This is a genomic window from uncultured Lamprocystis sp., assembly GCF_903933125.1.
In the GTDB taxonomy this organism is placed as follows: Bacteria; Pseudomonadota; Gammaproteobacteria; order Chromatiales; family Chromatiaceae; genus Thiodictyon.
Genome location: NZ_CAIZIZ010000141.1, coordinates 1 through 10,460, shown reverse-complemented (window position 1 = coordinate 10,460; position 10,460 = coordinate 1). Strand labels below are relative to the sequence as shown.

General features: G+C 66.6%; 7 protein-coding genes. 6 read left to right on the top strand and 1 reads right to left on the bottom strand.

Going from position 1 to position 10,460, the window contains the following annotated elements; translation table 11 throughout:
• Nucleotides 1–94: 94 nt before the first annotated feature.
• From QZY03_RS06845 to QZY03_RS06825, 5 genes are all read left to right on the top strand, one after another.
• Nucleotides 95–565, top strand: coding sequence for a DUF29 domain-containing protein (locus tag QZY03_RS06845; protein WP_295579431.1), 471 nt, complete (start codon nt 95–97; stop codon nt 563–565).
• 118 nt (nt 566–683) lie between these two features.
• Entirely contained in the window at nt 684–1,343 is a 660-nt protein-coding gene (gene adk, locus QZY03_RS06840) for an adenylate kinase (protein WP_295579429.1), read from the top strand.
• 162 nt (nt 1,344–1,505) lie between these two features.
• Entirely contained in the window at nt 1,506–1,904 is a 399-nt protein-coding gene (trxA, locus tag QZY03_RS06835; RefSeq protein WP_295579426.1) for a thioredoxin, read from the top strand.
• A 102-nt stretch (nt 1,905–2,006) separates the two neighbouring features.
• Nucleotides 2,007–2,558 (top strand): DUF1249 domain-containing protein, encoded by a 552-nt coding sequence (locus tag QZY03_RS06830; protein WP_295579424.1) that lies wholly within the window; start codon nt 2,007–2,009, stop codon nt 2,556–2,558.
• Nucleotides 2,559–2,841: 283 nt separating this feature from the next.
• The gene (locus tag QZY03_RS06825; RefSeq protein WP_295579422.1) at nt 2,842–4,872 is read left to right on the top strand and encodes an EAL domain-containing protein; all 2,031 of its coding nucleotides are present in this window, start codon (nt 2,842–2,844) and stop codon (nt 4,870–4,872) included.
• A 15-nt stretch (nt 4,873–4,887) separates the two neighbouring features.
• Here QZY03_RS06825 and QZY03_RS06820 read toward each other — a convergent pair whose 3' ends face one another.
• A complete protein-coding gene (locus QZY03_RS06820) occupies nt 4,888–5,721 on the bottom strand; it encodes an OmpA family protein (RefSeq protein ID WP_295579421.1) in 834 nt (277 codons plus the stop codon).
• 345 nt (nt 5,722–6,066) lie between these two features.
• Here QZY03_RS06820 and hrpA point away from each other — a divergent pair, with 345 nt between their 5' ends.
• Nucleotides 6,067–10,170 carry an ATP-dependent RNA helicase HrpA gene (gene hrpA / locus QZY03_RS06815; protein WP_295579419.1) on the top strand — a complete coding sequence of 1,368 codons (4,104 nt, stop codon included), beginning with the start codon at nt 6,067–6,069 and terminating at the stop codon, nt 10,168–10,170.
• The last annotated feature ends 290 nt before the right edge of the window (nt 10,171–10,460 follow it).

Genomic DNA, 10,460 nt, shown 5'->3' with positions numbered 1-10,460 from the left:
GGGGGGCGCCCCGTACAGCGACCGGGGCGCCAAAGGCGTTCTCTAACGGACAGTCTTAAATATAATCAACGAGATAAAAGCAACAGGTCGCGCCATGCCAAAATTACAGACGGTTGCGACGACCGCGGTCCCGAGTTATCGGGACTACGATCAGGACCTGGTGGCCTGGGCGCTCGATAATGCCGGCCTGCTGCGGGCGGGTCGGTGGTCGGAGATCGATGCGGAGCATCTGGCCGAGGAGTTGGAAGACTTGGGAAAGAGCGAACGGCGCGCTTTGGGCAGCTACCTCCGCAACCTGGTGACCCACCTGCTTAAATGGCAGTATCAGCCAGGGCTGCGCGGAGCGTCCTGGCGTCTCACCGTCCTCAATGCGCGCACCGCCATTCGCGGGATTCTGGCGGACAGTCCGAGTCTTGTACCGGAGGCCGCGCGCTTGCTGACCAAGACCTATGCCTTGGCGCGCGCGAACGCGATCGGCGAGACCGGGCTGCCCGATCCGGTCTTCCCCGCATCCTGCCCCTTCACGATCGACCAGGTCCTGGCTGACGACTACTGGCCGGAGTGATCGTAAGCGGCGACTTTCCGTCTTTGATAGCCCTGGAAAAATCGCCCCCAAGGGCGATTTTTCCAGGGTCTTGTGGCACACTGCCGCGTCTGTTCAAAATGACGAGGAAATTACCCCCATGCGCGTGATCCTACTTGGCGGCCCCGGCGTCGGAAAAGGTACCCAGGCCGGCTTCATCAAGGAGCACTTCGGTATCCCCCAAATCTCCACCGGCGACATGCTGCGGGCCCATGTCAAGCAGGGCAGCGAACTGGGCAAGGCGGCCAAGCAGGTGATGAATGCGGGCGGTCTGGTGTCCGACGACATCATCATGGGCATGGTGAAAGTCCGCATCACAGACGGTGACTGCGCGAGCGGCTACCTGTTCGACGGCTTCCCGCGCACCTTGGCTCAGGCCGATGCACTGAAGGATGCGGGGGTGGAGGTCGACGCGGTGGTCGAGATCGATGTTCCCGACGAGGAAATCATCCGCCGCATGTCCGGTCGGCGGGTGCATCCGGCCTCCGGCCGCACCTACCATGTCGTCTTCAATCCACCCAAGACCGCGGGGCTGGACGACGTGACCGGCGAGCCGCTGATCCAGCGCGACGATGACCAGGAAGAGACCGTCAAGGCCCGGCTCAAGGTCTATCATGACCAGACCGAACCGCTGATTCATTACTACTCGGCTTGGGCACAGGCGGGCGGTCAAGGCGCGCCCAAGTACATCAAGGTCCACGGCATCGGGTCCGTGGACGAGATTCGCGGTCAGATCATCAGCGCCCTCGAAGCGGTCTGATCCGGTCGTGCGGTTGACGCTCGAAAACCGGGCGAATGCCCGGTTTTTTCGTGCGCAAAAAATGTTTCAAGGTACTGAGTTAGCTCACAAAAACCAGGCAAACCGCGGTCTGCGCGGGATTCTGGTAGTATCTCCTGATATTTCACTACGCAGGTGGTTCCGATGGCGGTTGTAGAACTGGACAAGCAGAGTTTCGAAGAGGCGATCAGCACCAACGACTTCGTGATCGTCGATTTCTGGGCGCCCTGGTGCGGTCCGTGCCGCTCCTTCGCGCCGATCTACGACAAGGTGTCCGCCGACTTCGGCGACATCGTTTTCGCCAAGGTCAACACCGAGGATGAGCAGGAGATCGCGGGTCACTTTCAGATCCGCTCGATCCCAACCCTAATGATTTTCCGCGAGCAGGTGATCATCTTTTCTCAGGCCGGCGCGCTTCCGGAAAGCCAGTTTCGTGACCTGATCGGCAAGGCCAAGGCGCTGGACATAGCGGAGGTGAAACAGCAGATCGCCGCGGAGCAGGCCGCGCGCGGGGCTGGCGATCCGTCCGGCGGCCAGGCTTGAGCGGCGTCTCGTCCATGGTTCCCAAGCGGCTGGCACAGGCCGTGTCGGCGTGGATCGGGCGGACCCCGCGCGGCGCTGCAGGCGTGCGGCGGTCCTAGCCCCATGCAAACTGTCTTTTGTTCTCTGGACGAGTTGATTCAGTTGTCAGGGCGTCCGACCGTGGGCGGCCTGATGACGCTCTGCGAGGACAATTACCGGCTGCTCGCGCGTCTTGCGCCTGATCTGAAAGACCAGCGGGGGCTGAGTGTCTCCCGGCGCAAGGGCAGTGTGGACCTCTATCTGACGATCGAGGAGCAGTCCCGCTATACCAGTCTCGCGCGGCTGACCCATTGGTTTCCCAGCGCTGATCGGGGGGGTTGGAGCGCCGGTTCGAGGCAAGCACCGGCCAGCGATCTTGCCGGGTTCGGCGCCGACCCGGACGCGCGCTTGCGCGTTTACCACGATGCCCGGCAGGTCGAGGTTCTGGATCTGCGGCAGACCGTTTTGCCGTTGCGTGCTCAGTATCAACCGCCGGCGCTCGATGCCAAGTGGAAGGCGAATCTGTTCCTCGGGAAATGGCTCGCCTTCTGTCTCCACCAGGGGCATTGCTTCGGTCCCGATTTCGACGACCTGCCTCTGCCCGAGGATGGCGGCCGGCTTTACACGCTGACCTGAGCCGGTCGTAATCGACCTTGATCGTCGTCCCGGCCGCAAGAAAACCGGAGGTTGAGGCTTTGTCATGAAAGTCGCGCAGCGAGCCTGTGGGAGCGGCGTCCCGCCGCGACGGGGCGGGCGTGTTGCTGCGGTGTGAGCAGTTACCACGGCACCGCATCGCGGCGGGACGCCGCTCCCACAAGGTTCCGGGCTGACTTTGACGTTAAAGCTTACCGAGGTTTGGGGGCGACTGAAGTCGCCCCTACATTTAACCAACATACGCGCTTCAGGATGAATCACTAGGATGAATCACCCGAACCCCACCCGTCCGGCCCGCGGCACCATCCTCCTGCTGTCCCGCGACACGGCCTTGATCGCGGCCCTGGGTCCGCACCTGAGCACTCTCGGTTTTCTCATTGATGTTCACGGGGAGCCCGACCTGCTGCGTCGGCGGCTTGCGGCTGCGGTCGATCCGGATCTGCCCGAGCCCCCTCTGGTACTGCTGCTGGTCGACTTGCGGGCCTTGGCCGATTCCGCGGAATTGGCGAGCCTGGTCGGAGATCACGACGGCGACGAGGGTCCGTGCCTGCCGTTGGTCTGTCTGGGTCAGGAGGACGATCTTCAGCAGCGGCTGGCCGCCATGCGCGCGGGGGCGGCGGTCTGCCTGTCGGCGATCTTGGAACCGGCAGCGCTCGCCGCGCGGGTGGCGTCCCTGGTCGCGCTGCCGGACGGGGGGCCGGAGCGGGTGCTGGTGGTGGATGATCAGCCGGTGGCGGCCCTCTTTGCGGCGCGGGTGCTGGAGCACGCCGGCCTGATCGTCGAGCGGGTCCACGACCCACTGGAGGTCCTCGCCGCGTTGGAACGTTTTGCGCCGAACCTGGTCCTGATGGACCTGCATATGCCGGGCGTCAACGGCATCGAGTTAACCGGCGTCATCCGCGGTCAGGAGCGCTATGCCGATCTGCCGATTCTGTTCCTCTCCGGGGAACTCGACCCCGGTCGACAGTTGGATGCCCTGCGCATCGGTGGGGATGATTTTCTGGCGAAGCCGGTCTCACCGCAGCGGCTGGTGGCGAGCGTGCGCGAACGGCTGGTGCGCTCGCGCCACCGGTTGGTGCGCGGGTTCGCGAGTGAGCACGCAGTCACGGGGCTGGCTGGGCGGGAGCATCTCTTCACCCGGCTCGACCGCCTGCTGCGCGCCGGATCGCCGGCGCACTGGGCCTTGCTCTATTTCGAGCAGCCGGGGAATGAGGCGGTCATGACGCGGCTTGGCGCGGCGGTCTCCGCACGGCTGGGGGAGGATGGTCTGGCGGCCCGCGTCGGGGAGCACGGCGTCGCTGCCCTCCTGTCGGGCGGCGATGAGCGCGCCGTTGCGATTCGGGTCGAGGCGCTGGCGCAGGGTGTTCACCAGGACTTGGCGGCGGATGCCGCGGTCGTTGACCGCGGGGTCGGCTGGTGCCCGGTTGCCCTGAGCGGCGGGGAGGCCATCACCCTGCTCTCGCGGGCGCGTAAGGTCGCGCGCCTGAGTCTGCACCGTGGTCAGGGCCGGGTCGAGTGCTATGCGTCGGCGCCCATTGCTCAGGTCGCCGCCGCGCAGCGCAATCCGTTGCTGGACGCGGTCGCGGCCGGTCGCTTCCAGCTCCTGTTCCAACCCATGGTGCCGCTGCGTTCCGCGCCGACCGAGCGCTACGAGGCGACCCTCCGGCTGAACGCGCCCGATGGCGAACTCCTGGGGCCGAGCGTGTTTGCGCCCCTGGCGCTGCGGGCCGGGCAGGCCGCCACGCTCGACCGCTGGCTGCTGTGCTCGGGTCTGGACGCGCTCTACGTCCGTCGTGAGGCGGGTCGGCCGGTGGAGTTGTTTCTGCACCAATCCCTGGCCGGCGCGGCCGATCCAACCTGGGTCGACGGCCTGCGGGACGCGATCAGCGCTCGGGATCTGATCGCGTTCCGGCCGATCATCCAGTTTCAAGTCGCGGATGCGGATCGCCACCTGGACTTGGCGGTCAGTCGGGCCGGCCAATTGGATCGCCTCGGTATCCGCCTGTGCCTCAATGGATTGACGGGAGGCGAACGCGGAGAGCGGGTGCTCGAACGGTTACCCGCAGCCTTCGTCCGTCTGGCGCGAGAGACGGCACACGGACTGCCGGGAGCGCAACTCGAGGCCCTGGTCGGCCGTATCCATGAACGCCAGGCGCTGGTGATCGCCACCGGGGTGGAGGGGCCGGACACCATCGCCCGGCTGTTTCGCGCCGGGGTTGATCTGATCCAGGGGACCTATGTCCAACCGCCCGCCGAGTCCATGGAATTCGACTTCGCGGCGCTGGAGGCCGGGTAGGGCGCGGTGCCCCGGTCATTCCGGCCTCAGCGGTTCGCCGGCCGTGCGCTTGGCGTCCGTTTCGGTCGGGGGTTTCGGTGCCGACTCGCCAGGCTGGTCTGACGGCTCCAGAGGCTCGATCACCAGTTCGACCCGCCGGTTGCGTTCGCGCTCCTGGCGTGTCGGTGTGCGTTTGCCGGTGGCGGCCAGCGGGGCCTCCTCGCCGCGGCCGACCGGGGTCAGGCGTTCGGCGGCAACGCCGCGGCCGACCAGATACTGCTTGACCGCTTCGGCCGCCCGCTGGGACAGTCGCAGATTGTAGCCCGCGTCGCCCTGGTCATCGGTGTGTACGATGATCTTTACCCGTGTCCGCGGGTTGTCCGCGAATAGCCCGGCGAGCGCATCCAGCGTGCGCTTGGCCTTGGGACCGACCTGATCTCCTTTGCCCTCGAAGGGGATCCGGTTGGTCAGATTGACCTCCACGTGGGTGCGCTTGTTGACCGGAGCGAAGCGCAAGTCTTCCAGTCCCAGGGCGACCAGTCCGACGGGCTCGCTCACGTAGTCCTTGAGTTGTGCCTGCCGCTGGGTGCGCAAGCTGATGCCCAGGACGCCGGGGCCCTGTTCGAAGGTGCCGATGGGGCCCGGCGCGGACCCTGGCCGCTCCGCCGGCTGGGCGAGACCGCTTGTCACGCTACGTGTGGGCTGTGGGTCCGGGGCCGGTCCGGCCTGGGCGTAGAGTAGCGATGGGATCGTCGCACCCAGCGTGAGGATCAGGGTGCAGCGCCGGACCAGCGCAGCGATGGAGCGGGGCCGGCCTTTCGTCAAGTCAGGCAGCCACCAGAGGGTGTATGACACCATGGGTGCATTCACGTGTCGGGTTCTCGTGTCAGTGACGTCCAGGTTCGCCAGGTGCCGCGTGCCGCGGTCTTGAGTCATCGCGCTACCGTCCGTTCTTCTTCATATTGTCTGTCTTGATTGGGTCCGCTGTCGGCCGGGTCACCGGATGCGTCCGGGCGGTCGCTGCCGCGCAACGGGCAGGAATTCTCACCAGGCGAAAGTATCTGAGCCGACCTGGCGCGGTAACATACCCCCTTTCCCAGCCGGATGCTGACATCTATCGGCCGACAGACTGTTCGCTATCTGTCGCTGTAGTGGTTGGCGTTGTGGGTTTCACCACCGGTCTGGCCTGTTTGCTCGAGCGATCTCCCGCACACCTTGAATACTGTTCCACCTCCAGTTCATCCGTTCCCGACCGACCAGGACCTGGCGACCTGTCTGATCGCCGATCGACACGCCCTGGGTCAGCGGTTGCAGGGTCTGCGCCGTCGTGCCCGGACCGGACAGCCGGTGGAGCAGGGACTGCTGAAGATCTGGCAGGCATTGCGTGCCTCCCAGGCACTCGGCGAGCGGCGTCGTGCCCTGGTCCCGACTATTGCTTACCCGCCGGAACTGCCGGTGAGTGAGCGCCGCGCCGATGTCGCGGCGCTGATCCAGGCCCATCAAGTGGTGGTGCTGTGCGGCGAGACCGGCTCCGGGAAGTCCACCCAGTTACCCAAGCTCTGTCTGGAACTCGGCCGCGGCATCCTCGGGCGCATCGGTCATACGCAGCCGCGCCGCATCGCCGCCCGCAGCCTGGCGAGTCGGGTCTCCCAGGAGTTGGGCAGCGAACTCGGCGGCCTGGTCGGCTACAAGATCCGCTTCCATGACCGGGTGCGCCCGGAAACCTGCATCAAGCTGATGACCGACGGCATGCTGCTGGCGGAGGTCCAGCATGACCGCGCCCTGCTGGAATACGACACCCTGATCATCGATGAGGCGCACGAGCGCAGCCTCAACATCGACTTCCTGCTGGGGTATCTGCGGGGCTTGCTGCCGCGCCGGCCGGATCTGAAGCTCATCGTCACTTCGGCGACCATCGACCCGCAGCGCTTCGCCCACCACTTCGCCGATGCCCAGGGCCGTCCGGCCCCCATCATCGAGATTTCGGGGCGGACCTACCCGGTCGAGGTCCGCTACCGCCCGCCGGTGGAGGACGAGAATGCCGGTGAGCGCGACGATGCCATGCAGCAGGCGATCTCCGACGCGGTGGCTGAACTGGCGCGCGCGGGCCGGGGGGATGTGCTGGTCTTCCTCTCCGGTGAGCGCGAGATCCGCGAGACGGCCGAGACGCTGCGCAAACAGCATCCGCCATCGACCGAGGTGTTGCCGCTGTTCGCCCGCCAGGGCGCCGAGGAACAGGCCAGGATCTTCCAGCAGCACAGTACCCGGCGGGTGATTCTGGCCACCAACGTGGCGGAGACCTCGCTGACCGTCCCCGGCATCCATTACGTGGTCGACCCCGGCTTCGCCCGCATCAGCCGTTACAGTCACCGCAGCAAGGTGCAGCGTCTGCCGGTGGAGCGCATCTCTCAGGCCTCGGCCAACCAGCGCCAGGGCCGTTGCGGACGGGTGGCCTCAGGCATTTGCATCCGCCTCTATACCGAGGACAACTTTCAGGCGCGGGCCGCCTTCACCGAGCCCGAGATCAACCGCACCAACCTGGCCGCCGTCATCCTGCAGATGAAGGTGTTGGGTTTCGGGGCGATCGATCAGTTCCCCTTCGTCGACCCGCCCGACCCGCGGCTGGTGGCGGACGGCTACCGCACCCTGGAAGAACTGGCGGCGATCGATGGCAAGGGTGAGCCGACCGCACTCGGCCGCCACCTCGCCCGGCTGCCGGTCGATCCGCGCATCGGGCGCATGTTGCTCGCCGCGGCCGATCACCATTGCCTGGCCGAGGTGCTGGTGATCGCCGCCGCCCTGAGCATTCAGGACCCGCGCGAGCGGCCGCTCGATCGGCAGCAGGCGGCTGATCAGATTCACGCCACTTTCAACCATCCGGACTCGGACTTTCTGACCCTGTTGAATCTCTGGCGCTTCCTGGAACAGGAACGCAAACACCTGTCAAAGAACCAGTTCCGTAAGCTGTGCCAGCAGCATTTCCTCAATTGGAACCGGGTGCTGGAGTGGCACGATATCCATGCGCAATTGCGTGAGCAGTTGCACGAGATGGGGATTGCGAATCAGTCCCGCGGGGAGCAGGCGACACCCGTTACCCAAGCGTCGGGCGCGCGCGGGTCCCGCCCGCCCGTGCGGCGCCGAGGGAGACCGGCCCCGGCGCCCGGCCGCGCGCGGGAGCCCGAACCCACGCCGGACTCGGGCGACGGCGCGGCGGCCGGCACGCCGGAGGAAATCCACCGTGCCCTGCTGCAAGGGCTGCTCTGTCACATCGGTTTCAAGGACGAGAACCGCGAATATCAGGGCGCCCGTAACAGCCGCTTCGTCATCCACCCCAGCAGTGCGCTGTTCAAGGAAGGCCCCAAGTGGATCGTCGCCGCCGAGCGGGTCGAGACCACCCGTCATTACGGCCGCATCTGTGCCCGTGTCCAACCCGGCTGGATCGAGGCGGCCGGCGCCCATCTGTTGCAGCGCACCTACGCCGAACCCCATTGGCAGGCGGATGCCGGACAGGTCGCCGCCTACGAGCGGGTCACCCTCTTCGGTGTTACCCTGGTGCCGCATCGGCGGATCAATTACGGGCCCATCAACCCGGCCGAGGCGCGCGAGATCTTCATCCGGCACGGCCTCGCCGCGGGTGACTTCGAGACCCGCGCGCCTTTTTGGCGCCACAATCGCGAGCTGATCGAGTACGTCCAGCACTTGGAGGCCAAGTCGCGCCGCCGCGATATCCTGGTGGACGAGGAAGCCATCGTCGCCTTCTACGATGCGCGGCTGCCTCCGGGGATCTATTCGACCGCTCAGTTCGAGCGCTGGCTGCGCGAGGCGACCCGCGAGGACCCGAAGATTCTGCATCTGCGCATAGCGGACCTGATGCGCCATGAGGCGGCGGCGGTCACCGCGGAGACCTTTCCGGATAGTCTACAGATCGGCGCCACCGCCCTGCCGCTCGAATATCACTTCGATCCCGGCAGTGAGGCCGACGGTCTGACCCTGGTCGTTCCCCTGCCGCTGATCAACCAGGTTTCCGGAGAGCGCCTGGAGTGGCTGGTGCCTGGGCTGCTCACCGAGCGCATCACCGAACTCTTGCGCGGCCTGCCCAAATCGATCCGCAAGGGTCTGGTGCCGATCCCGGACACCGCCGCACGACTGGCGGCCCAGCTCAAGCCGTCCGAGCGTCCGCTGATCCAGGCGCTGGGTGAGGCCATCCGGGAACTGACCGGGATTCAGGTGCCGGAAGGCGCCTGGGACCCGGCGGCCATCCCTGAACACCTGCGCATGAAGGTTCGGCTGGTGGACGACAGGGGCCAGGTCATCGCCACCGGCGCCGATCCGGTCGAACTCAAGCGCGCTCACGGTGGCCAGGGTCAGCACAGCTTCGCGCAGATCCCGGCCAGCGGTCTGGAGCAGGAAGGGCTCAGGCGCTGGACCTTCGGAGGTCTGCCCGAACAGGTCGACCTGACCCGCGCCGGGATCCGGCTGCGTGGCTTCCCGGCCCTGGTGGACCAGGGCGACAGTGTCGCCATCCGCGTTCTGGACTCCGCCGAGAGCGCGGCGCAGGCGACGCGCGGCGGTCTGCGCCGACTCGTCATGCTGCACCTGGGTGCCGACTTGCGGGCACTCAAGAAGGGACTCGGCGGACTGGATCGGATGCGTCTGCAATATGCCAAGGCGCCACGCGTCGCGGAGACGCCGGCCGGACGCGCGGCCGACGGCCAGGGGCAGGGCCGGGAACCTGACCTGGCGGATGAGCTCATCGCCCTGATCCTGGACCTCACCTTTGTGGAGGGCTTGGAGCCCATCCGCACTCAGGCTGCCTTCGAGCAGCGGTTGCGCGAGCGCAAGGGCCGGCTCACGATCACCGCGCAGGAGGTCTGCACGCTGGCCGCCGCGATCCTGGACGCCTACCATGGCCTGCGCGCCCGTCTCGCCGCGATCACCCAGGTCAACTGGGAGGGCGCGGTTGCGGACCTGCGTGCCCAGGTCGACCGCCTGGTATTCCGCGGGTTCCTGCTCGTCGTGCCCTACGTCAACCTCAAGGAGTACCCGCGCTATCTCAAGGCGGCCGAGCAGCGCACCGAGCGGCTGCGCTTCGCCGCCGCCCGTGACCAACAGCGCATGAGCGAGTTCGCCGACCTTGAACGCCGCTGGCGTGAGCGCAGCGCCGCCGCGGCGCGCACCGGCCGCGCCGACCCGCGTCTGGACGAAATCCGCTGGCTGCTCGAAGAACTGCGGGTCTCGCTCTTCGCTCAGCAGTTGGGGACCACGGCCCCGGTCTCCGTCAAACGCATTGAGGCCCGCTGGCGGGAACTGGGGTTATAGCGAGCCCGCGTGGGAGCGGCCTCCGGCCGCGATGCGGTGAGCCCCGATGCATCAGACGTAGCGAGATCCTGAGACTGGTGGCGAATGCTCCCGTCCGCGGAGTCTGGAAAGAACCTATCTCACGCCAAGTCGCCAAGCACGCCAAGAAGAGCGCAATGCTGCGGTGCCCCTCGGTCACTCCGCGAGCGTCTCCGGTTTCGCTATTGCTTTGAGACCCTTGGCGTCTTGGCGTCTTGGCGTCTTGGCGCCTTGGCGTGAGCCATTCCGGGTCTGAGCCAAGCCGGTTCGGC

Bases quoted from the DNA above. Each gene is read 5' to 3' on its own strand.
- QZY03_RS06830 (WP_295579424.1), top strand. From the start codon at position 2,007: ATGCAAACTGTCTTTTGTTCTCTGGACGAGTTGATTCAGTTGTCAGGG.
- QZY03_RS06845 (WP_295579431.1), top strand. From the start codon at position 95: ATGCCAAAATTACAGACGGTTGCGACGACCGCGGTCCCGAGTTATCGG.
- adk (WP_295579429.1), top strand. From the start codon at position 684: ATGCGCGTGATCCTACTTGGCGGCCCCGGCGTCGGAAAAGGTACCCAG.
- QZY03_RS06825 (WP_295579422.1), top strand. From the start codon at position 2,842: ATGAATCACCCGAACCCCACCCGTCCGGCCCGCGGCACCATCCTCCTG.
- trxA (WP_295579426.1), top strand. From the start codon at position 1,506: ATGGCGGTTGTAGAACTGGACAAGCAGAGTTTCGAAGAGGCGATCAGC.